22 protein-coding genes are annotated in these 22,226 nt (G+C 65.4%); 7 read left to right on the forward strand and 15 right to left on the reverse strand.

Features of this window, described 5'->3' with window-relative positions:
• Positions 1-125: 125 nt before the first annotated feature.
• From HUI96_RS25840 to HUI96_RS25875, 8 genes are all read right to left on the reverse strand, one after another.
• Positions 126-1,262, reverse strand: coding sequence for an ABC transporter substrate-binding protein (locus HUI96_RS25840; RefSeq protein ID WP_188257591.1), 1,137 nt, complete (start codon positions 1,260-1,262; stop codon positions 126-128).
• 330 nt (positions 1,263-1,592) lie between these two features.
• A complete protein-coding gene (locus HUI96_RS25845) occupies positions 1,593-2,312 on the reverse strand; it encodes an ATP-binding cassette domain-containing protein (RefSeq protein WP_188257592.1) in 720 nt (239 codons plus the stop codon).
• Between the two features lie 3 nt (positions 2,313-2,315).
• Entirely contained in the window at positions 2,316-3,071 is a 756-nt protein-coding gene (locus tag HUI96_RS25850) for an ABC transporter ATP-binding protein (RefSeq protein WP_188257593.1), read from the reverse strand.
• Positions 3,068-3,946, reverse strand: a complete 879-nt coding sequence (locus HUI96_RS25855) for a branched-chain amino acid ABC transporter permease (protein ID WP_188257594.1) — start codon at positions 3,944-3,946, stop codon at positions 3,068-3,070. Before HUI96_RS25855 ends, HUI96_RS25850 begins: the two co-directional genes overlap by 4 nt.
• Entirely contained in the window at positions 3,943-4,836 is an 894-nt protein-coding gene (locus tag HUI96_RS25860; protein ID WP_188257595.1) for a branched-chain amino acid ABC transporter permease, read from the reverse strand. The genes HUI96_RS25855 and HUI96_RS25860 overlap by 4 nt, the downstream gene beginning before the upstream one ends.
• A 217-nt stretch (positions 4,837-5,053) precedes the next feature.
• Positions 5,054-5,254, reverse strand: coding sequence for a DUF1289 domain-containing protein (locus tag HUI96_RS25865; protein WP_188257596.1), 201 nt, complete (start codon positions 5,252-5,254; stop codon positions 5,054-5,056).
• 8 nt (positions 5,255-5,262) lie between these two features.
• Entirely contained in the window at positions 5,263-5,973 is a 711-nt protein-coding gene (locus tag HUI96_RS30130) for an EthD domain-containing protein (RefSeq protein WP_188257597.1), read from the reverse strand.
• A 31-nt stretch (positions 5,974-6,004) separates the two neighbouring features.
• Positions 6,005-7,222, reverse strand: coding sequence for a cytochrome P450 (locus tag HUI96_RS25875; protein ID WP_188257598.1), 1,218 nt, complete (start codon positions 7,220-7,222; stop codon positions 6,005-6,007).
• Positions 7,223-7,399: 177 nt separating this feature from the next.
• Here HUI96_RS25875 and HUI96_RS25880 point away from each other — a divergent pair, with 177 nt between their 5' ends.
• Positions 7,400-8,425, forward strand: coding sequence for a TRAP transporter substrate-binding protein (locus HUI96_RS25880; RefSeq protein WP_188257599.1), 1,026 nt, complete (start codon positions 7,400-7,402; stop codon positions 8,423-8,425).
• A gap of 289 nt (positions 8,426-8,714) precedes the next feature.
• Positions 8,715-9,749 carry a TRAP transporter substrate-binding protein gene (locus HUI96_RS25885; RefSeq protein WP_188257600.1) on the forward strand — a complete coding sequence of 345 codons (1,035 nt, stop codon included), beginning with the start codon at positions 8,715-8,717 and terminating at the stop codon, positions 9,747-9,749.
• A 159-nt stretch (positions 9,750-9,908) separates the two neighbouring features.
• Here HUI96_RS25885 and HUI96_RS25890 read toward each other — a convergent pair whose 3' ends face one another.
• Complete coding sequence (locus tag HUI96_RS25890) at positions 9,909-10,793, reverse strand: DMT family transporter (protein WP_188257601.1); 885 nt, start codon at positions 10,791-10,793, stop codon at positions 9,909-9,911.
• Between the two features lie 93 nt (positions 10,794-10,886).
• Positions 10,887-11,864 carry an SDR family NAD(P)-dependent oxidoreductase gene (locus HUI96_RS25895; protein WP_188257602.1) on the reverse strand — a complete coding sequence of 326 codons (978 nt, stop codon included), beginning with the start codon at positions 11,862-11,864 and terminating at the stop codon, positions 10,887-10,889.
• Between the two features lie 59 nt (positions 11,865-11,923).
• Here HUI96_RS25895 and HUI96_RS25900 point away from each other — a divergent pair, with 59 nt between their 5' ends.
• Positions 11,924-12,763 carry an SDR family NAD(P)-dependent oxidoreductase gene (locus HUI96_RS25900; RefSeq protein WP_188257603.1) on the forward strand — a complete coding sequence of 280 codons (840 nt, stop codon included), beginning with the start codon at positions 11,924-11,926 and terminating at the stop codon, positions 12,761-12,763.
• Between the two features lie 43 nt (positions 12,764-12,806).
• Here HUI96_RS25900 and HUI96_RS25905 read toward each other — a convergent pair whose 3' ends face one another.
• Entirely contained in the window at positions 12,807-14,507 is a 1,701-nt protein-coding gene (locus HUI96_RS25905) for an FAD-dependent oxidoreductase (protein WP_188257604.1), read from the reverse strand.
• A gap of 145 nt (positions 14,508-14,652) precedes the next feature.
• Here HUI96_RS25905 and HUI96_RS25910 point away from each other — a divergent pair, with 145 nt between their 5' ends.
• Positions 14,653-15,882, forward strand: coding sequence for a cytochrome P450 (locus HUI96_RS25910; RefSeq protein WP_188257605.1), 1,230 nt, complete (start codon positions 14,653-14,655; stop codon positions 15,880-15,882).
• A gap of 42 nt (positions 15,883-15,924) precedes the next feature.
• A complete protein-coding gene (locus HUI96_RS25915) occupies positions 15,925-17,094 on the forward strand; it encodes an acetyl-CoA acetyltransferase (RefSeq protein ID WP_188257606.1) in 1,170 nt (389 codons plus the stop codon).
• Positions 17,095-17,153: 59 nt separating this feature from the next.
• Here the strand turns inward: HUI96_RS25915 and HUI96_RS25920 are convergent, their stop codons facing one another.
• Positions 17,154-18,395, reverse strand: coding sequence for an MFS transporter (locus tag HUI96_RS25920; protein WP_188257607.1), 1,242 nt, complete (start codon positions 18,393-18,395; stop codon positions 17,154-17,156).
• 196 nt (positions 18,396-18,591) lie between these two features.
• Between HUI96_RS25920 and HUI96_RS25925 the strand changes: the two genes are divergently transcribed.
• Positions 18,592-19,299 carry an NIPSNAP family protein gene (locus HUI96_RS25925; RefSeq protein ID WP_188257608.1) on the forward strand — a complete coding sequence of 236 codons (708 nt, stop codon included), beginning with the start codon at positions 18,592-18,594 and terminating at the stop codon, positions 19,297-19,299.
• 14 nt (positions 19,300-19,313) lie between these two features.
• Entirely contained in the window at positions 19,314-20,030 is a 717-nt protein-coding gene (locus HUI96_RS25930) for a glutathione S-transferase family protein (RefSeq protein ID WP_188257609.1), read from the forward strand.
• A gap of 9 nt (positions 20,031-20,039) precedes the next feature.
• On the opposite strand, the gene HUI96_RS25935 is transcribed toward HUI96_RS25930, so the two are convergent.
• The 3 genes from HUI96_RS25935 to HUI96_RS25945 all read right to left on the reverse strand — a co-directional run bounded on the left by HUI96_RS25935 (position 20,040) and on the right by HUI96_RS25945 (position 22,145).
• A complete protein-coding gene (locus HUI96_RS25935) occupies positions 20,040-20,549 on the reverse strand; it encodes a nuclear transport factor 2 family protein (protein WP_188257610.1) in 510 nt (169 codons plus the stop codon).
• A gap of 19 nt (positions 20,550-20,568) precedes the next feature.
• A complete protein-coding gene (locus HUI96_RS25940) occupies positions 20,569-21,381 on the reverse strand; it encodes an SDR family NAD(P)-dependent oxidoreductase (protein ID WP_188257611.1) in 813 nt (270 codons plus the stop codon).
• Between the two features lie 143 nt (positions 21,382-21,524).
• A complete protein-coding gene (locus HUI96_RS25945; protein ID WP_188257612.1) occupies positions 21,525-22,145 on the reverse strand; it encodes a VOC family protein in 621 nt (206 codons plus the stop codon).
• Between the last annotated feature and the right edge of the window lie 81 nt (positions 22,146-22,226).

Genomic DNA, 22,226 nt, shown 5'->3' on the forward strand with positions numbered 1-22,226 from the left:
GGGACGGTCCGCGTCTGTAACCCGCCGAGGGACAAGGACACTGCGCCGCCCGCAAACGCCAGCGAAAAACGAAACCGCCGCCCTTTTGGGGCGGCGGTGGTTCTCGATCGGACCGCAAGGCCGGGTCAGGGTGCCAGTTCGAACTTGCCGTCCTTGACTGTGATCACGGCCGCGCCGTAGCTCGGGTTTCGCTTGTCGTCCAGCGTCCAGACATGGGTACCGAGCACTGTCGGCTGGTCGCGCAGCTTGCCGAGCGCATCCTTCACCTTGTCGCGATCGGGGCCGGGTCCCGCGTCCTTGATCGCCTGCACTGCGAGGGATGCCAGCGCATAGCCCATTGCCGCCCAATTGTCGGGGCTCGCGCCATAGGCTTCTGTGTAGGCCCTCACGAAATCCTGGTTGATCGGGGTGGGATCGCCGACGAAATAGTCGGCGACGACATAAGCGCCTTCCGACGCGCCACCGGCGGTGGTTATGAAGGATTCCGAGCCGAAGGTCGACGGCCCGAGGAACAGCACTTCCGGCGGCACGCCGCCCTGGCGTGCCTGCAGCAGCACGTTGGACCCGACTTCCGCCGGCGCGGCGACGAAGAAGGCGTTGATGTCCTGGCTGGCGAGCTTGGTCGCCAGCGCCAGGAAGTCGGTGTCGGACGACAGGATGCCTTCCTCCGACACGATCTCGACGCCTTCCTCCACGAGCAGCTTCTTGAAGGCGTCCTTCTGGCCGACGAAGCCGTCATTGGCGCGATCGAATACTAGGCTGACCTTCTTCACGCCCAGCTTCTCGGCGGCGTATTTGCTCAGGTGGCCCATGATGTCCATGCCGACCTGCTGGACCTTGTAGGAATAAGGCCCAGCGTCGAGGATCGCCGTGGACGAGCCGATGGCGAACAGCGGCACCTTCTGGTCGTTGGCGACCGGCGCGCCACCGGTTGCCTCGAGGCTGGTGGTCGGCCCGAGGATCATCAGCACATTGTCACTTTGTGCGAACTTGCTGACCAGCGTGATGGTCTGTGCCTTGTCGCCGGCCGAGTCCGCCTCGACCACTTCGAGCTTCAGATCGCCAAGCGCGCCGGACGTGTTCGCCTGCTCGATGGCAAGCTTCATGCCGTTCTGGATCGGCACGCCGCCGAAGGCATAGGGGCCGGTCAGCGCGTTCATCACGCCGATCTTGGCGGTTTCGGCCCAACTCGGCGCGGCCGTCGACGCGCTCGCCAGCAGGATCGCGCTGCCGGCCATCAGAATTCTGCGGGTAAGCTTCATCGTATTCCTCCCTGTCCAAGCGAGGCGTCGGGCGTGGTCAGGTATTCTCCCTGCTCCGGCGACGCTCGTTGCGTTCGAGCGCATCCCTCGACTCCGGCGACATTTCTGGGTTCGCCGGAATTCAGTGCATCTATCCGCCGGTCGGAATTTCGGTCTGTCCCTTCGGCCGGGGGCGGATCGAACGCGTGCTTCAGGCGAAACGAACACTCGCCACGCCCAGCGTTCCGTAATCGGCCATCACCTTGTCTCCTGGCCGCACTGGAGCGGCGAGAGGCAAGTGCCCCTGGTGCCAGAAGCGGCGCGCAGCGCGTTCCAGTCGAGGGGCCTCGCTCACGCGTCCACTTTCGCCCGGCCGAAATAGTGGTCGGCCACGACGGGATCGCCGGCGAGGGCCGTGGCCGCGCCCTTGTGGACGATGCGGCCCTGCTCGATGATTGCCGCGTTATGCGCGGTCTCGAGCGCGAGCTTGGCGTTCTGCTCGACGAGGAGGATGGTGAGACCGTCCTTGTTCAGCCGCACGAGCGCGTCGAACACTTCGCGGATGATGACCGGGGCGAGGCCCAGGCTCGGCTCGTCGAGCAGCAGCACGCGCGGCCGGCCCATCAGCGCGCGGCCGATCGCTAGCATCTGCTGCTGTCCGCCCGACAGCAGCCCGGCAGGCTGGTTGCGCCGCTCGGCCAGGATGGGAAACAGCGAATGCACCTGGTCGAGATCGGCGGAAGAGGTGCCGCGAATGCCGGCGGCCTGTCGGCCGAGCTCGAGGTTCTCCGCCACCGTCAGCGGCGCGATGACGCGGCGCCCTTCAGGCACCTGGATCAGGCCGGCGCGCGCCACCTTGTGCGCGGGACGCCCGGAGATCGTTTCGCCCTCGAGTCTGATCTCGCCCTCGGCAAGCGGGACGAGGCCGCTGGCGGCGTTGAGCAGCGTCGACTTGCCGGCGCCGTTGGGTCCGATCAGGGCGAAGATCTCACCCGGCGCCACCGAGAGGGTGACGCCGCGCAGCGCACGGATGCCGCTATAGGAAACAGAAACGTTCTGGATCGTCAGCACGGCTCAGCTTCCCAAATAGGCTTCGATGACGCGCGGATTGCTGGCGACCTCGTCTGGCGTCCCTTCCGCGATAAGGCGGCCGAAGGCGAGCACATAGATATGCTCGCACAGCGACATCACGAAGCGCATGTTGTGCTCGATGAGCAGGATCGCCACGCCCTGCCGCGCCACGTCGCGGAAGATGTCGGCGAGGCTGTAGGCCTCCGCGTCGTTCATGCCGGCCACCGGCTCGTCGAGCAGCAGCACCGATGGCTCCATCGCCAGGGCGCGCATCATCTCGATGCGGCGCTGGTGGCCGTAGGACAGGCTGCCCGCCGGGTGGCGCGCCAGCGCCGTCATGCCGAACCGGTCTAGCAGCGCATAGGCCTTGCGCTCGAATTCCCTGCGCTCGTGATGGGCCGCGGGGAGGCCGAGCATGTTGGCGAGCGTGCCCGCCTTCTCGTGCCGATGGAAGCCGGCTACGACATTGTCCAGCACGGTCGCGTCGCCGATCAGCCGGATGTTCTGGAAGGTGCGCGCCACGCCCGCCCGCGCCAGCGTGGGCGCGTCGGCTTCGGTCATGTCGTCGTCGCCGACCAGGATGCGGCCGTTGCCCACCTTGAGCAGGCCGGTGATCAGGTTGACGACGGTGGTCTTGCCGGCGCCGTTCGGGCCGATCAGGCCGGTGATCCTGCCGGCCGGAGCCTGCAGGCTGAGGCCGTCGACGGCTGGCAGGCCGCCGAAGCTGCGGGCAATGTTGTCAAGAGTGAGCGCCTTCATGCCGTCACCGTACCGGTTTTCGCCTTGGCTGCCGCGATCCGGCGCCGGCGAAGCGCAGCAAGCGTCGTATCGGCGACGCCGCGCGGCAGGAACACGATGGAGACCATGAGCAGGGCGCCCTGGACCACCATCCGGTATTCCTGGAAGCCGCGCAGGATCTCGGGCAGCACCGTCAGGATCACCGCTCCCACCAGCGGACCCCAGATCGACACCCGGCCGCCCAGCACCACCATGGCCAGCACCATAACCAGCATGTTGAAGCCGTATTCGTTGGGCGTGATCGAATAGCTGTTGTAGGCGTGCAGGCCGCCGGCAAGGCCGGCGATCGCGCCGGAGAGGATGAAGGCGATCATGTGGTGCTTCGGCACGGAGATGCCGAGCGATACGGCGACGGTTTCGTCCTCGCGGATGATGTCGAAGGCCCGGCCGATGCTGGACGTGCCGATGACGGCGAGGAAATACCCGACCGCGAGCACGGCGACGATCATGCCGAACAGGCCGACCGTCTTCGGGATGCTGTTGATGCCGAGCGCGCCGTCGGTGACCTCGACCCAGTTGAGCGTGATCGACAGCACGATCTGCACCAGCGCCAGCGTGGCGAGCGCCTGGAAGACGCCTCGCAGCCGGGCGAGCGGGATCGCTACCAGCGCGCCGGCGAGCGTGCCGATGCCGAGCGAGGCGACCAATCCCAGCCAGGCGGGCATGGCGAGCTTGGTCGCCAGGACCGCTGCGGCATAGGCGCCGAGTGCGGCGAACGCCGCCGTGCCCAGCGAGAAGACGCCAGCGCGCAGCACCACATATTGCGAGAAGGCGAGCAGCGCGTTGAACAGTGCCAGTTCGAGCAGTGGCGCGTAGGAATTGAGGAACCCGATCATCGGCGCGTCACCCGGGCAACGGCCGCGGCGCCGCCGAACAGGCCTGTCGGGCGGATGAGCAGCACGAGAAAGAGAGCGGAGAAGACGATGGCGTCGGCCAGGCCGGCGGAAAGATAGGCGACCGTAAGCGTCTGGATGATGCCGATCAGCAGCCCGGCGATCAGCGCCCCCGCAATGCTGCCCAGCCCGCCCAGGATGATGACCACGAAGGCGCGCAACAAGAGCGGCTCGCCCATCATGAAATGGACGGAGTTGAACACGATGCCGATCAGCACGCCGGCGATGCCGGCCAGCGCGCCCGAAATGAAGAAGACCTGGAAGTTGATGGCGAACGGATTGATGCCGAGCAGCCTGGAGGTGCTTTCCGAGAACGCGACCGACCGGATCTGCCGCCCGAAGCTTGTCCGGTAGAGATAGTAGAGCAAGCCGACGACCATCAGCACGACGATGCCGACGATGACCAGTTGCAGCAGCTGTATCCGCAGTCCAAAGAAGTTGAACACGACGATCGGGAAGACGTCGAAGGGGAAGCGCATCACCCGCGTGGCGGTGAGTTGCTGGGCGAGCGACAGCAGGATCAGGCTCGCCCCGATCGAGGATACGATCGATGAGAATTCGGGTGCGCCGCGCTTGCGCAGCGGTCGGAAGGCGACCCAGTCGAGCACCACCGAGACGATTCCGCCCCCGAGCGCGCCGATCAGCACCGCCACTGGGCACGGCACGTCAAACAGCATGACGGCGTAGAGCCCGGCGAAGGCACCCCACATGAACACCGTGCCATGCGCCATGTTCATGATGTGGTTGACGCCGAAGACGAGTTGGAAACCGAGCGCGAACAGGCCGTAGACGCTGCCGACGACCACGCCGTTGAGCAATTGCTGCATCAGCATGGGAGAACGCGTCCTCCAGTGCCGAGCGACAGCGCGCAGTTGGGCGCCGAACGCCCTTCCTCTTGGATCACCGGCTTTCCTCCCGTCTGCCGCCGGTCTTACCGGCGGATTGGTCTCCCCTAGCGTTCACGTTTGCCCTCTCCGGACGCGACCGCGCAAGCATTCTGCAGCCGCCGCGGCTGATTTCTGTCACTGCGGTGAGGGACGGGTTCGCGGTCTACTTGCTGCCGGCGGCGCGCCGGTCCGACGGCAGCGAGGCCAGGCGCACTGGCAGTGCTGCCGTGACCGCGGCGCGCGCTTCCTCGGTCATGTCGAACCACATGAATACCTCGCGCACCGTGCGGCCGCAGCCGACGCAGAAGCCCGCGTCCGGATCCTGGCGACAGATGCGCCGGCACGGTGTTTCGACGCGGTCCATTCTTCCCCTCACAAGCGCGGAAACAGCACTTCCTCGACCAGCAGCCTGTGCGAGGGCGGGCTGCCGACGAAGTTCTTCTCGTCGGCTCGCAATTCGGCCATGTAGGAGGGAGCCGCCCACGCCGCCCAGGCGTGGTCGAGGCTGTCGAACCAGAACTCCGAGATCCCGTCATAGGGCACGAAGCCAGCCGTCGCCTTCACCGTCTCGGGCCGGGCATGATGCTGCACGTAGCGGTTGGCGTATTTCTTGAAAGCCTCGTTGCGCGCCACAAGCGCGCCATGCACCTCGCGATAGTGGCGGCTGAACTCCGCTGGGCTGAGGCCGGCCTTGCGGCGCGGCAGGCTCAATATCTTGATGCCGCGGGCGGGACCATCGAGCACGACCTTCGCCTCGGCAACGAACTGCACCATCTGCTCGGGGTCGACGAAGTCCTCTTCCTCGAGGCCGGCATTCCTGGCGAACGGATCGTAGCGGATGAGGTCAGGGGCGGAGGTCTTGTCGGCCAGCTCGATCTGCACGACGCCATCCCAGAGCGGCTCCGGCGTGAACTCGGCGATCGCCGGCAAGACGCGGTTCTGGCGGTAGCCGGCGGCGCTCGACCAGAAGGTTTCGTTCGCCAGAAGCCGGGATGCGTGCCCGTTGCCCCAGGCGGAGGTGAAGTCTTCGACCGTCAGGCCGGGCTTGCGCTTCAGGAACGTGAATTGTCTGACTGTCGCCACGCACGGTTCTCCAAGGTTCGGGCGCCGCCGGTCAAGCCGGCGTGACGGCGAGCGGCAACCGCTCGAGGATGCGCAACTGGTTGTGGATGAGGTATTGCGGCTCGCCGGCCAGTTCGATCGTGCCGACGCGGCGGACGAGTTCGCCCAGCATGCACTCGGCTTCCATGCGCGCCACGTTCTGGCCGATGCAATTGTGGTCGGCGGCGCCGAACGACATGTGGACGTTGGCGGTGTCGCGCATCACGTCGAAAGCGTCCGGCCGCTCCCACTTGCTCGGGTCGCGGTTGGCGGCGGTCGGGAAGGTGGCGACCTTGGTGTCGCCACGCAGGAAATGGCCGCTGAGCTCGGTGTCCCCGGCTGTGCAGCGGTAGACGACATGATTCGGCGCCTGCAGCCGGATCGCCTCGTCGAACACGAATCGCGCCCGTCCGGGATTCTGCTTCAGCACCGACCACTGGTCGGGATGACCTGCGAGCAGCAGCAGCGCCGCCGACATGCCGCTGATGGTGGTGTCCATCCCGCCGCGCACCAGCGAGCGCGTGATGTTGGAGGCGATGCCCGGCAGCAGTTCGCCCGCCTCTTCCGCCTTGAAGAAGTCGTCGGCGATCGAGCCGGGCGTGACGGCGTCGCGCTGGCAGGCGGCCATGAACCAGTCGAGATAGGGCTCGCCCGCCTTCAGGCCCTTGAAGTAGAGCTCGTTTTCGGGGCCGGTCTGGTTGAACGACATGTAGCCGATGGCGCGGATGGCGTCGGCGTCGAAGCGGATGCCCATAGCCACCGGAAAGCCGCCGAACACGACGGCCTCTACGAGGTCCCGCACGCCGTCGAACGTTCCCTTTTCGAGGATGGCGTCGACCGCGAGCTTCGCCTCCTCCTCGAACAGCGAGCGCCACTTGCGGATTACCAGCGGCGACATGATGCGGTTGGCGACGCGGCGCGTCTCGGTGTGCTGCGGCGGATCGACCTCCACCAGCGCGCTCGGCGGGCGGCCGCGGAACTCCGGCTTGCGTGCGTCGGTAATGCCGACGCCGCTCGACGCGGTGAAGCGGCTGTAATCGGTCACGACCTGACGCAATTCGTCGTAGCGGCCTACGCCATACACACCGTATTTCTCGAACCAGACCACCGGTCCGGCGTCGAGCAGGGCGCGGTAGAAGGGCAGGGGATCTTCCAGCACCGCCATCGCATAAGGATCGAGCGCCACGGAAGGCGGTTCGAGCAGATCGGATCTTCTGGCCGGCGTGCTCATCCTGTTCCTCCACCCTTGGTTCTCCGACCGAAGGTGTAGGCGCCTTGGGCCTGCGGCTCCGTCCCCCGCTTGTGGGACCGGGCCGCGCGCATCGGAGGCGTCACTTCGCAGGGGACATACGCTCCGGCTGCTCGCTCGCATGCTACGCGAGGCAAACCATAGTTCTGGGAGGAATTCATGCTGCTGAAGATGCTGGCCGGCGTGACGCTGGCGGCCGGACTGTCGCTGTCGGCGACGGCGGCATTCGCGGAGACGGTGACCATCCGCTACTCGAACTGGCTGCCCGCCAATTTCTTCCTGTGGGACGACGTCGTTCATCCCTGGCTGAAGGAGATCGAGCAGGTCACCGAAGGGCGTGTGAAGGTCGTGGTGTCGCCAAAGGTCGTCGGCACGGTCTCGGCCCAATATGACGTGGTGCGCGACGGTCTGGCGGACCTGTCATGGATGGTGGCGGGCTATACGCCGGGGCGCTTCCCGATGATCGAGCTCGGCGACCTGCCGCTGATTGGGCCGGATGCGGCCGTGCTGGCGCCCGCCTTCGACAAGACGTACCGGACCCATATCGCGCAGCATGGCGTCTTCGAGGGCGTGGAGCCGCTCTCGCTTCTGGTCATCTCGCCGCTGCAGATCGTGACCAAGGGCAAGAAGGTCGATTCCGTCGATGGCCTCGCCGGACTGAAACTGCGCAGCAGTTCCGTCACCTTGACCGAGGTGCTGAAGCTAGTCGGCGCGGTGCCGATCCTGAAATCCGCCGCCGAGGCCTACGAGATGTTGGCCACGGGCACGATCGACGGTCAGGTCACCAACCTCAACACCATCCCTGGCTTCAACCAGCTCGACCTGATGGATGGCACCTATCATGTACCGGGCGGCTTGGCGAATTCGGTCATCATCATGGGCCTGAACGCCGACAAATGGGCTGAGATTTCCGAAGAGGACCGCAAGGCGATCATGGGGATCTCTGGTGACGTCTTCGCAAGGAAGGCTGGGGAGGCCTACGACAAGGCCGACAAGGTTGCCCTGGAGAAGATGCGCGCCGCCAACTACCACATGGGCGAAGCCACGCCCGAACAGATCGCCGAGCTCAAGGTGAGACTGAAGCCGGTGGAAGACGCCTGGATCGCTCGAGCCAAGGCGGCAGGTCTCGCCAATGCCGAAGAAGTGCTCGACGCCTATAAAGCCGAAGTCGCCAAATCCTATTGACTGTCCGTCCCACCCCTCCGGCTCGCCGGCCACGGGCCGCATCGAGGGCACGCAAATCGCATAGGGAGATTGTCCCTCTCACGCCGCCCCCGCTTCGCTCGGCGGAGCTCTCCCCCGAGGGAGAGGAGGTCGCGGACGGCCGCCCTCTTTCTTCGCACCAGCGGGAAAAAGGTGGCCGCGAAGCCGCCGGTTGGGGGGCGTCACTCACGTGCGAAACGGGGCTAGTGGGGGGTGAGCCGACGAGCCGAATTCAAGAACGGTAGTGTACGATTTTCTGAAGGAGCGGGAAATGTTTCTGAGCAGACTTGCCGCCGCGGCGGCCCTAGCCATCGGCCTGTCCATGTCCTCAACTGCGGTCTTCGCTGAGGCCGTGACCATCCGTTACTCCAACTGGCTGCCACCGAACTTCTTCCTGTGGGACAAGGCGCTGAAGCCTTGGATCGACGAGATCGAACGGGTCACCGAAGGGCGGGTGAAGGTCGAGGTGCTGCCCAAGGTCGTCGGCACTACCGCGAGCCAGTTCGACGTGGTGCGCGATGGGCTGGCCGATATGGCCTTCATGGTCTCGTCCTATACCCCGGGCCGCTTCGTGCTGACCGAATTCGGCGAACTGCCGCTGCTCAGCAGTGACGCCAGCACGATCGCTCCGGCCTTCGACAGGCTCTATCGCAAGCACCTCGAACGCTACGACGAGTTCAAAGGCGTGAAAATCCTGTCGATCTGCACGATCTCGCCAAGCCAGCTCTTCACCGCCAGGAAGCAGATCAAGACCATCCACGACATCAAGGGCCTGAAGCTGCGCAGCCCGACATCGGGCACGACCGCCTTCCTCGAGAATCTCGGCGGCGTCGCCATCAACAAGCCGTCGACGGAGGCGTTCGAGATGCTCGCGACCGGCACGATCGACGGCCAGATGACCCAGGCCAACACGGTGGTCGGCTTCGGCCAGACCGACCTGACCAGGTTCGCCCTGCTGTTGCCCGGCGGCGCTTCCAACGCCGTCAACATGGTTGCGATCAACCCTGACAAGTGGGCCGAGATCGCGCCGGCCGACCAGGAAGCGATCATGGCGATTTCCGCGGAGAAGCTCGCAGCGACGGTCGGCGCTGCCTACAGCAAGGCCGAGGACGCGGCCAACGCCAGGCTGAAGGAAGCCGGATATGTCGTGGAAGAGGCGAGCCCGGAGATGGTGGCGGAACTGCGCGAGAAGCTGAAGCCGATCGAGCAGGCCTGGATCGAGCGCGCCAAGGCGAAGGGGCTGGCCAACCCGGAGGAGATCCTGGCCGAGTATCGCGCGGCGATAAGCGCCGGCAAAAGCGACTGACGAACTCCATACGGAAATTTACCGGAGGCAACCGGGACAGTTTCCGTTGCGGGCTAGCGGACGGGCAAGAACGCAGACGGGGCGCGGGTCACCGCGCCTCGTATTTCATTAGAGGGGCTCGGCCGCGCTCCCCGGCCCGGTAACGCGCCTGCAGGCGGCTCAGCGCGCCTTGGCGCGCGCGAGCCGGTCCCGGTGCATGAGATAGAGCCCGCCGGCGATGATGATGGCGCTGCCCAGCATCGTCCAGCCGTCCGGGATGTTGCCGAACAGGAAGTAGCCGAACAGCGCCGTCCACAGCATTTGGACATAGGCATAGGGCGCAAGCACCGAGGCTTCGGCCATCCGGTAGGCGCGCAGGAACAGCCAGTGCCCCATGGCGGCGAAGGCGCCGAGCGAAAGCAGCACAGCCCATTGCAGCCCGTTCTCCGGCAGTGAGCCGGTCAGGGGAACGGCTGGCAGCATGAACAGCGTCGCTACCACGGCGGGCAGGATGAGTAGGCTTTCATGCGTTTCGCTGGCGCTCATGCGCCGCGTCATGATCACGAACAGGCAGTGGGTCAGCATGGCGAGCAGGGCCGAGGCATGGCCCATCTTGAATGCGCCGAAACCGGGCCTGGTGATTACCAGCACCCCGATCAGACCGACGCAGACGGCGATCCAGCGCTGCCATTCCACCTTTTCGCCGAGCAGCGGCTGCGCGAGCGCGGTGATGACCAGCGGACCCATGAAGATGATGGCAGTGAACTCGACGAGCTGCAGCGTAAGCAGCGACCAGAAGCTGAACAGGCCGGAGAGGAAAAGCAGGATGCCGCGCAGTACATGCGCGCCGGGATTGGCCGGAGCGAAGCGCCGTGGCCGGACCCACAGCCTGAGCAGCAGCGACACCAGCACCGCATGCACGAGGAAGCGCATCCAGCTCAGAAAAGGCGGCTGCATGCCGGCGAGGACAAGGTATTTCGCGCCGGCATCTGTGCAGGAGAACAGGAAAAACGCGCCGAAGAAGCAGAAGATGGACGAAAGCGGCGCCGGACCGTTGGCGGTCATTGATGCCCTCTACGGCTTGAAGACGAGCCGTCCTGGCAGGGTGAGAAAAGAGGGGTCGGCACCGGTTCGAAAGCCCGGCACCGTCAGGCACGCTTACTTGTTGGCGTAGAACTTCTGCACCATCAGGCTTTGCGAGAGGCCGCCGTCGCAATTGACATTCTGTGCAGTGACGAAGGAGGCGGCCGGCGACGCCAGGAAGACCACCGTGTCGGCAAGCTCGCTGGAGACGCCGAGGCGGCCGAGCGGGATCTTCGCCTCGCGCTGCGCGATGATTTCGGGGCGCATGTTGGCGCGCGTCAGCGGCGTGTCGATCGTGCCGGGGCTCACCACATTGACGCGGATGCCGTCCGACGCCCATTCCAGCGCCATCTGGCGGGTCAGCGAGATCAGGGCCGACTTGCTCGGCCCATAGGCGCCGCCGTTCGGATATGCGCTCTGGCCGGCGAGCGACGAGACGTTGACGATCGAGGCGTTGTCGCTCTTGCGCAGGTGCGGCAGGCAGGCGCGGGCAAGCAGCAGCGCCGCGTCGACATTCACCAAGAACGAGGTGCGCCAGTCGTCGAGCGAGCAGTCCTCCAGCGAGCCCGGAAAGATCACTCCGGCCGAGTTCACGAGGATGTCGAGCTTGCCAAACTGGTCGATCGTGGCCTTGACCGCGGCGTCTATGTCGGCCTGGACGGAGACGTCCATCACGGCGGCGATCGCTTCGCCCCCTGCCTCGACAATTTCGGCGGCGACCCGCACCGCCGGCTCCTTACGGCGATCGGCGACCACCACCTTCGCACCGTTCATGGCCAGCGTCTTGGCCGTGGCCTCGCCGATGCCGCTGCCGCCGCCGGCGACGAAGGCGACGAGATCCTTCACGAGCCCCCCACCCAGCCAGTCGCGGGGGCGGGCATTGAGGTCGACATTGTTGGCCATCGAGCTTTTCCTGACAGTGCTGAAGATATCGCCGGCCACCACATAGCCGGGCAGGCGCGGGACCGCACCCCGTTTCGCATAGGCCCGGGTGCTATCGGCATCTGTACCCGTCCCGTGGGACCGCTTTGCCCCCGCACGACGGGACTTCATGTTTTGTCCGCTCCAGCAAGCTTGTCTCCGACAAAAGAACCGCAAACACGGAGAGGGCAATGGCGGGTCGTCTAGACGGCAAGGTGGCGATCATCTCGGGCGGCGTTTCCGGGATGGGGCTGGCGGCGACGGAACTGTTCGTGGCCGAGGGCGCACGGGTCGTGGTGGCTGACATCCAGGACGAGAAGGGCAGGGCGCTGGAGCAGCGCTTCGCCGGCAAAGTGCGCTTCAGCCTGTGCGACGTTCGTGAGGAAGCCGATTTCGTGGCGGCGGTGGTGCAGGCCGTCGACGGCTTCGGTGGACTCGATGTCATGTACCACAATGCCGGCGCCGTGGGCGACTATGGCGGCGTCGACGACATCTCCGTCGAGGGCTGGGACGACACCCAGCATCTGCTCCTGCGCAGCACGATGCTTGCCTTAAAGGTGGCAGTCGCACCGATGAAGACACGCGGCAAGGGCTCCATCATTCTGACCTCGTCTGCCGCGCCATTCTCGCTCGGCGGCTCGGGGCCTTATGCCTACAGCGTCGCGAAGGCCGGCGTGGTCGCGGCCGGGCGCTACGCTGCGCTGGCGCTGGGCCAGTACAGGATCCGCGTCAACACGATCGTGCCGGGCGCCGTGCCGACTTCGATCTGGAGCGGCCATGTCGGCGGTGATGCCGATATGGGAGACAGGCTCGCGCTCGACCGCGAGCGGTTTTCCAGGATGCAGCCGCTGCCGCAGGTGGGGGAGGCCCGGAACATAGCCGACGCGGCGCTGTTCCTCGCCTCCGAAGCGTCGGATTTCGTGACAGGCGTCGCGCTGCCTGTCGACGGCGGACTTTGCCTCTACCGGGCTCCGGAAGCCACCGCGAACGGCCAGCGGGGGGCGGTCCAGGACGCGGCCGCAAAATTGTAACGCCGGAGGCCGTCGGCGTGTAGCCGACGCCGCACGCCACTGCTCAGGCGGGAGCCGGTTCCGCCGGAGCGGGCTCGGTCGATGCGTCCACGCCGGCCATGTCGCGGGCCGCGATATAGCCGAAGGTGAGCGCCGGGCCGAGGCTGGAGCCGCCGGCCGGATAGAGCCCCCGGGTCATCGAATTCATGTCGAGGCCGACGGCATAGAGGCCGCCGATCGGCGTCCTGTCCTTGCCGAGCACCCGTGCCCGCTCGTCGGTCCGCAGCCCGGCTACCGAGCTCAGATCGCCGGGGACCAGCGCGATGGCGTAGAAGGGCGGCTTGATGATCGGTGAGAGGCTCGGATTGGGCTTGTTCTCCTGATCGCCGCGATAGAGCGAATGCGCGTCGGCGCCGCGCTTGAACTCGGGATCTTCTCCCCTCGCAGCGCCGCGATTGAAGCTTGCGACGGTCGTCTCCAGCGTGGCCGGATCGACACCGATTTTCCTCGCCAGTTCGGCTATGGATGCCGCCTCGATCAGGTAGCCGTTGTCGACCCATTTACGGACCGGATAGGGGAACGGCCGCGCCAGGCCCATCCCGTACCGGCGCAGGAAGGCCCGGTCGGCGATCATGTGCACCCTGGCCAGCCCCCGCTGCTGCATGGTCATGACGAAGGTCTGGTAGGAATCGGCCTCGTTGACGAAACGCTTGCCCGTCCCGTCGACGGCGATCGAGCCGGGCATGTAGCGGTCGATCATGATGTGCGGAAAGCGCTTCAGCTTGCCGTCACGATCCCTGACCATCGAGACCGGCGTGAAGATGCCATTGGCTGGGTTCGTCCTGACCAGTTCGCCGCCCGCCTCGGCCCCAAGTCTGACGCCATCGCCGACATTGCCCTCGGGCTGCATCGAAACGTGGTGTTCAGCGAGCGGCATGAACTCCTTGCGCATCTCGGCATTTGCGCCGAAGCCGCCGCTGGCCAGCACCACGCCCCGGTGCGCGGTGACCGTGACCTCCTTGCCCTCCCTGGTCACGACGAGGCCCGTCGCTCGGCCGTTCTCCATCACGATGCGCCGCGCCGCCGTATCGGACCAAAGCGTCACACCCGCATCAAGCGCGGATTTGAGCAGCCGGCCGGCCAGCGCATTGCCGCTGGTGAGCCGGGTGCCCCTGCCGTAGCGGGCCTTCTGCAACGCGTAGTTGGTCACCATCCGCGTCGTATGGACGAATCCCTTGGCGCTGCGGAACGCCTTGCGCAGCGGTATGATGTCGGCGCCCGCGACCTGCATGCTGTCGAAGACGGTGAATTCCTTGAGGGGCCGCCGAAGCTGATTCAGGCGATCGCCGAGGCGACTGCCGTCATATTCCTTGGCCAGGACGCCGCGATGGCTCGAAGCGCCGGGGTTCCAGGGCAAGTAGTCTGGGGTCCCCACAGCGACGAAATCCAGCTCGGTATTGTCTTCCATGTAGCGCAGCATCGCCGGCGCGTTATCGAGATAGGCCTCGATCTTGGCGGCCTCGTAGTGGTTGCCGAGGGTGGCCCGCAGGTATTCGATCGCCTGCGCGCGGCTGTCCTGCTTTCCGGCCGCCTTTATATGGTGGTTGTTCGGAATCCAGGCGACGCCGCCCGAATAGGCGGTGGTGCCACCAAAGAATTCGGTCTTTTCGACCACGAGCGTCCTGAGGCCATGCTTGGCGGCGACGACCGCGGCACTCATGCCGCTTGCGCCGGAGCCGACCACCACCACGTCGAATTCCGTCAATGCCAAATCTCCCGTCGAAGCCGCTCATGCGCGGCACGGCCGCCCGTCTGGATATCCCGGATATCGTGGCCCGGCTGTCCCACGCCATGGGGGCGGTTGGCATCTCCTGCCTGGGCGATCATGCGACGTTCAAGGAGGTAGGATCATGTCGGCAGTTGCAGAACCGCACCGCGTGCCGTCGCGCTCGTCGCTTCCCGTGCCGCCGGATCTCGATATCGATCCCTACTCCAACGAGGTCCTTTCCAATCCCTATCCCTTCTTCGACCGCATGCGCGAAACGGCGGCGATCGTGCGGCTCAGCCGCTATGGCGTCTATGTGACCGGGCGCTACGAGGAAACCAAGATCATCCTCAACGATCACGACCGCTTCACGGCCAGCGCCGGCATCGGCATCGCCGACATCCGCAAGCCCGGGAAATTCCGCATTCCCAATCGGCTGCTGGAGAACGACCCGCCGGGTCACACCGCGATCCGCGGCACGCTGACGAAGATCCTGTCGCCGATCGTCATCCGCCGCTGGCGCGAGCACTTTGAGGCGGAAGCCGCCGTCTTCGCCGACCGCATCATCGAGATGAAGGACGTGAACGGCGTCGACGACGTCGCCGAAGCCTATGTGCTCAAGGTTTTTCCTGGCGTCGTAGGCGTCGACCTGCCGCGCACCGAGGCGCTGGCGATCGGCGAGATGAGCTTCAACCAGGCCGGCCCTGAGAACGAGCTCCACGTCGCCGCCGTCAGGCGCGCCGAGCCTTACCTCGACTGGTATGAGCGAAGCGTGCAGCGCGAGGCAATGCTGCCGGGCTCGATCGGCGAGATGCTGTTCGAGGCCGAAGATCGCGGCGAGTTCGAGCCAGGCATCGCCTCCAACATCTGCCGTGCATTCGTACGCGGTGGCATGGACACCACCGTCGCCGGTATCGGCTTCGCGCTTCTGCAACTTGCCCGCGATCCGGATCAGTGGGCAATCCTGAGAGCCGATCCCAGCAAGGCGCGCGGTGCCTTCGAGGAAGCGATCCGCCACGAATCGCCGTCTTATGTGAACTATCGCACTACTACGCGCGCCACCGAGCTCAGTGGTTTCGCGCTGGAGGCCGACACCAAGATCGGCATCTTCTCCGGCGCGGCCAACCGTGATCCGCGCTTCTGGGACAATCCGACCAAATACGACATCACCCGCGACACGGCCGGCATCCACATGGCCTTCGGCTTCGGCACGCACAGCTGTATCGGGCAGATGATCGCGCGGCTCGAGGCCGAATGCCTGCTGCGGGCGCTCGCGATGCGGGCGAAGTCGATCCGCCTGATGGGCGAGCCGCGCTACAGGCTGATCAACCAGCTTCACACTCTGGACACGCTGCCGCTGCGCATCGAGGCGTGAGGCGGCTTCCAAAACGACGCCTTTCAGACACGGAGATATGGAATGCCCAAGGGACAGATCGTCGGGTGGGCGCATTCGCCCTTCGGAAAGCTAGACGCTGCCGACACCGAGGAACTCATGGCATTGGTCGTCGCGCCTGCCCTCGACCACGCCGGCATTGGTCCGCAGGACATCGACGGCATCTTCGTCGGCGTGATGAACAACGGCTTCTCCAAACAGGATTTCCAGGGTGGGCTGGTCGCGATGGGCAATCAGGCGCTGGCTTATGCGCCGGCGGTGCGGCTGGAGAATGCCTGCGCTACCGGCTCGGCGGCGATCTATGCCGCGCTCGACTTCATCGAGTCCGGGCGCGGCCGCATCGCGGTAGTCGTCGGCGTGGAGAAGATGACCGCAATGCCGACGGCGCAGGTCGGCGACGTTCTGCTCGGCGCCAGCTACCGCAAGGAGGAAGCCGATATCGACGGCGGTTTCGCAGGATTGTTCGGCCGCATTGCCCAGGCCTATTTCCAGCGTTATGGCGACCGCTCCGAAGAACTCGCCATGATCGCCGCCAAGAACCACGCCAATGGCGTCGCCAACCCCTATGCGCATATGCGCAAGGATTTCGGCTTCGACTTCTGCAACGCCGTCTCGGACAAGAACCCCTACGTGGCCGCCCCGCTGCGGCGCACCGACTGCTCGCTGATCTCGGACGGTGCGGCGGCGCTGGTGCTGGCCGACGAGGAGACCGCGGCAGGCATGAAGCGCGCCATCGCTTTCCGTGCCAGAAGCCATGTCAACGACATCATGGCCCTGAGCCGGCGCGACGTGCTCGCCTTCGAAGGAGCGCGGCGCGCCTGGGCGAGCGCGCTCGAGACTGCCGGAGCCACCCTGGATGATCTCTCCCTGGTCGAGACGCACGACTGCTTCACCATCGCCGAGCTAATCGAATACGAGGCAATGGGGCTGGCCAGACCCGGAGAAGGCCACAAGGTTGTCCGCGAGGGCACCGCGCTGAAGAACGGCAAGCTGCCGGTGAACCCCTCGGGCGGCCTGAAGGCAAAGGGCCATCCGATCGGCGCCACCGGCGTCTCCATGCACGCGATTGCCGCCATGCAACTGACCGGCGAGGCCGGCGAAATGCAGGTTCCCGGCGCCTCGCTCGCCGGCGTCTTCAACATGGGCGGGGTGGCCGTCGCCAACTACGTCTCGGTTCTGGAACGGGTGAAGTAGCGCCAGATAACTCCTCGGCCGAGCCTTTGCGCGTGGGCATGGAGCCCACGCGCTGCCGCTCAGCGGCTCCGGAGCTCTTGCGGCATGGCGCGCAGTAGCAGGAAGCCGAGCACGAGAAGCAGCGCCGCTGCCGCAAGGAACACCGGCGATGTGCCGTGCCGGTCGATGACGAGGCCCGCCAGGTAGACGCCGACGGCCTGCGCGAGGAAGTAGAAGCTGGCGAAGAGCGCCACCGCCGAGCCGCGGGCATCCGGAGCCATCTGCGTGGCCAGCGTCTGCAGCGTGTTGTGCAACATGTAGAAGCCGAGGCCCATGATGGCTATTGCCGGAAGATAGGCTTCGGGAACCGGAGTGATAGCGACGGCCGCATAGGTCGTGGCCACCAGCACGGTGCCCCAGAACGATAGCCGGGCAGGGCCGAGCCATCCGATCAGCCGCCGCGAGAACAGGACGTAGACCAATCCCCCGGCGCAGTAGATGGCAAGGTAGAGGCCGACCGACGCATAGTCGAAGCCGAAACGGTAGCGCAGGCTGGCGCCGACATAGGTGAAGGCGCCGAACATGGCAAAGGATTCGATCGTGACCATGGCCAGCACGAAGCGGACGACCGGCCGGCGGATCAGCCCGGCGAATGTGGCGAAGCTCTTGCGCAGGCTGGCATCCGCTGCCTGCCTTGTGCGCGTGAGCGCCGGATTTCGAATTACCTCGAACAGCATGCCGGCGATGGCGAGCACGTAGATCGCCGCTATCGGCAGGAAGGCCGAGCGCCAGCCGAAATACTCGCCGAGCACGCCGCCGCCGATCTGGCCCGCCAGCAGACCCAGGATCTGCGCCGACATGAAGCGGGCGAGCACCTGCTGCCTTTCATCACTAGGCACAACGTCGCCGACCCAGGCGATGGAAAGCGGGACGATTGCAGCGGCCATCATGCCGGATAGCAGGCGGGCGGCCGCGAGTCCCGGGAGCGTCCCCGAAAAAGCGCAGGCAAGCGTCGCCAGGGCGGAGCCAACGCAGGCGAGCAGGATGACGAAGTACTTGCCGTACCGATCGCCGAGCGGCCCGAAGATGAGCTGGAACAGGCCGTAGGAGAAGGCATAGGCGGTCGCCACGAAGGCGGCCGCGCCGATTGTGACGGCGAACTCATGCGCGATCTGCGGCAGGATCGCGTCCATGATGCGCGTCGTGGCGGCGCCGGAGAAGGAGGCGACGGCAAGGAAGAACAGCGCGCGGGAGACACCCGCCGCCGCAGGCGCCGGTTGATCGAAATCCAGGCGGCGTGACAGTTCCGACGATGTGGCCAAAGAATCCGCTCCCGGGAAGCAGCCGGCCGGCAAGAGGTGCCCAGGCTGCGAGTCCCAGCTTAACCTTGCCTTCCGGCTGAGAAGTCCCTCGCATCGGTGACCTGTGCAGGTGTACCGGCCAAAGGGACAGACTTCGGGGTCCCGTTGCCGCCGATGATGGCTTGGGTCCAGCGGCCTGAGAGGAGAAGGGGTTCGGATGATTTACGAGATGCGGCAGTATCTGATCGAGCGCGGGCGCATGGACGACAACCATGACCGCATGCGGAACCACACGCCGCGGCTTCTGGAGAAACACGGCGTGCGCGTCGTCGGCCGCTGGTCGGCCGTCGCCGGCCCGCGCATGCCGCTATTCTGCTACGTCATGGAATGGAAGGACTTCGCCGAGCGCGAAGCCTGCTGGGGCGCGTTCTATGCCGATCCCGAATGGCCGAGAATACGCGCCGCCACCAATGCCGGATCGGAGATGGTCGAGGAGAACCACCTCGTCTTCATGCGACCCAATCCCGCCTTCGTGCAGGACGATGCGGAACGCGACCAGCGGATCGGCGGCCTGCATCAGCTCGTCACGCAGAAGATCCTACCCGGCCAGAACGCGGCCGTCTCGGAGTTTCTCACATCGACCTATCTGCCGCGCATCACGGCCGCCGGCGCGAAGGCGATGGCCGTCTGCGACATGATCAGCGGGCCAGCCATGCCGGCGCTCGTCATGCTGTTCTCCTGGCCGGACGAGACGGCCTGGCGCCGGGGCTGGCGGGCCTTCGACAGCGATCCCGTCATGCTGGAGGCTTACCGGTCGCAGCGCGCCGCGCTCGGAACGACGCTGCTGGGCGGCTACGACTGCCTCCTGTTGGAGCCGGCACCATACGCGCTGCCCTTCGCCTCCTTCCGCACGACGCCGCGTTGAAAGGGAGGCGAGCGATGATCGAGCTGTTCTATTCGTCGAGCCCGAACGTTTACAAGGTCATGATCGGGCTGGAAGAACTCGGCCTGCCCTACGACCTCGTCTTCGTCGATCTCAGCAAGGGCGAGCAATTCGATCCGGCTAGGCTGGGAGGGGCGCCGACCGCCAAGGTGCCGGTCATTCGGGATCGCGCTCCGGGCGACGGCGAGGGGCCGGTGACGGTTTTCGAATCCGGAGCGATCCTGCAGTATCTGGCGGAAAAGACCCGGCGACTGCTGCCGGCCGACACGCGCGGCCGCAGCGAGACCATGCAGTGGCTGTTCTGGCAGATGGCAAATCTCGGCCCGATCGGTGGCCAGTTCTGGCACTTCCGCATGTTCGCGCCGCGCCTCGAGCCAGAAACGGACTTCACCTATCCGCAGCACCGTTACTCCCGCATGTTCGATGCACTCCGCGATGTCATGGATCGTCGGCTTGCAGAAATTGACTATCTGGCCGGCGCCTATTCGATCGCAGACATCGCCTGCTTCCCCTGGATAAAATACCTCGGCGCCGGGGAGGGCAGGCCGAACCTCGCACGGTGGCACGACGTCATCGCCGCCCGTCCGGCGGTCGCGGCAGCCTACAGGCGCAACACCGAATTCAAGACCGGCTACGAACGCAACGAGCGCGGCGGGGTCGCGTACCCTTTCGAGGACTTGGCGAAGCACACGCTGGTGGGGGGGGCAGGATGATACGGCGGATCATTCAGCCGCGAGTTTTGTCGCCGACGGACCTTCTTTGACCCGGGCGAGCAGCGCCTGGGCCCGTGGGTTTTCCTGCAGCAGTTCGTTCGTGCGTCGCACCACCACCCAGCCCTGCGCGCGTCGTTCGAACTCCCAACGTGAGGCGATCAGGCGGATCACGGGGAACTTGCCGTCGATCTGCTTATAGAGCGTGCCGTGATGCGTCGCCACCGCGCGGTCCCCGTCGATGACGAGATGCGGCATGGACGAGACGTGACCAGACCCCGACGCCATCAGACCCTGATGGAACTCGCCATAGAAGGCCTGCTTCAGCCCTTCATGGCCTTCATAGACGCCGAGCCCGCCGATCTCGTAGACGCAGTCCTCGGCCCAGATTTCCTTGATCAGCTCCCAGTGGGTGGCATCCGCAGCCGGCCCATAGGCGCAGATGAGTTGCATGATCTCGATATAATCCTCGACATAGTCGAGGCGCTCTTCCAGGGATTTTGTGGATTTCGGGCGAGGCATCGGACCCTCTGAGGTTTCTTCAGTTTTTCTTCGTCTCGTCGAAGCCCGGCCGGGGGACCGTCGCCAGCAACCCGGCGCTCCAGCCGCCGTCGACAAGAATCTCCTGGCCGCTGACATAGCTCGCGCGATCGCTGCCGAGGAAGCAGACCGCGTCGGCGATATCCTGCGGCAGGCCGATACGGCGCACGGGCACGACCGCCTCGCGTTTGGCCTTTACGGCGGGATCCTTGTAAATCACTTCTGACATCGGGGTCAGCACCATGGCGGGGCTGACGACATTGCTGCGGATGCCCTTCTCGCCCCATTCCAGCGCGAGATTCTTCGACAGCATCAATACGCCCGCCTTGCTCACGCTATAGGCGCCGCTGGTTGGCTGCGGATAGGTGCCGGACATGGAGGCAACATGCACGATGCTGCCGCCGCCATTCGCCATCATGCGGCGGCCGAAGATCTGCGAGCAGACGAAGAAGCCGGTGAGATTGACGCTGAGCACCGCATTCCAGTCGGCGAGCGAAAGCTCGGCCAGCGACCCGTTTCGAATAAGGGCGGCATTGTTCACGAGGAGCCTGCATGGACCATAGGCAGATACCGCCGTCTCGGCGGCCGCCTCGACGCTCGACGGATCGGCGATGTCGGCGCGCATCGCCAATGCCTCTCCGCCCTCCCGTCGGATCAGAGCAGCGCTTTCCTCGGCCTTGTCGCCATCGAGATCGAGGATAACTATCTTGGCGCCTACCTGGGCAAGGTTAGCCGCGATCGTCCGCCCTATGCCGCTGCCGGCGCCGGTGACTATGCAGGCGGAGCCAGTCAGGCCGAGCCAATCCTTGTTCATTCGGCATTCCAAGATCTTAGTTGTTGGTTGGCAAGATGCGCCGGAGGGCCGAGCGCGGCCCGCGGGCATCAATCGTGGCAGGAGGCAGACGGCTCAAAGCATCCAAGGGCAGCACCCCGGATGCTGAGAGATCTAAAGTTCTGTCAAGCGCCGTAGCGCTTGCGGACATCCTCGGCGAGCTTGATCAACTCCCCTGTCACGTCCTTCCCCTCGCGCTTGGCTCTTTCCTTCGTGCTGACCCACAATGAAAAGTCTTCCTCCGCAGTCTCGGTGTGGTTGTTCCAATCCTTGTCTAGCGGTGTCGTGATCTCCAGGCGCACGCCGTTGGGATCATGGAAGTAGATGCTGAAGATCAGGCCCTTGTGATCGGTCGGGCCAACCACATCGAGACCGTTAAGCTTCAGCCAATCGTACCACTTCATGACATCCTCGCGCGAGGACACCTCAAGGGCGATGTGATTGAAGATGTCGTAGGCCGGATGCGTGGACTTCGCCGGCGCCGGCAGCCCGGGCGCCTCGAAGAAGGCGAAGGTAGAGCCGTCCTTCATCTTGAAGAAGATGTGGAAATAGGGAAAGGCGTCACCAGTCGACGGCACCTTGTCGTCGATCACCGTGCTGGCGATCTCCATGCCCATGATGCGGGTATAGAAATCGTGGGTGGCCGCGACGTCATGCGTGACCCAAGCGGCGTGGTTGAGCATCGTTGGTGTCAGCCCGGGATTGCGCGGAGTGGCCACGCGCGGCGCTTCCAACTGTTGGTCCATAACGGCATTCTCCTGCAATTCTCTGGGCCTGAGGGCAACGGCCGCCCGAGACCGACATGCGGAACCATGCGATGGTTTCCG

The organism is Pseudaminobacter soli (ex Zhang et al. 2022), from assembly GCF_014595955.1.
Taxonomy (GTDB): Bacteria; Pseudomonadota; Alphaproteobacteria; order Rhizobiales; family Rhizobiaceae; genus Kumtagia; species Kumtagia pseudosoli.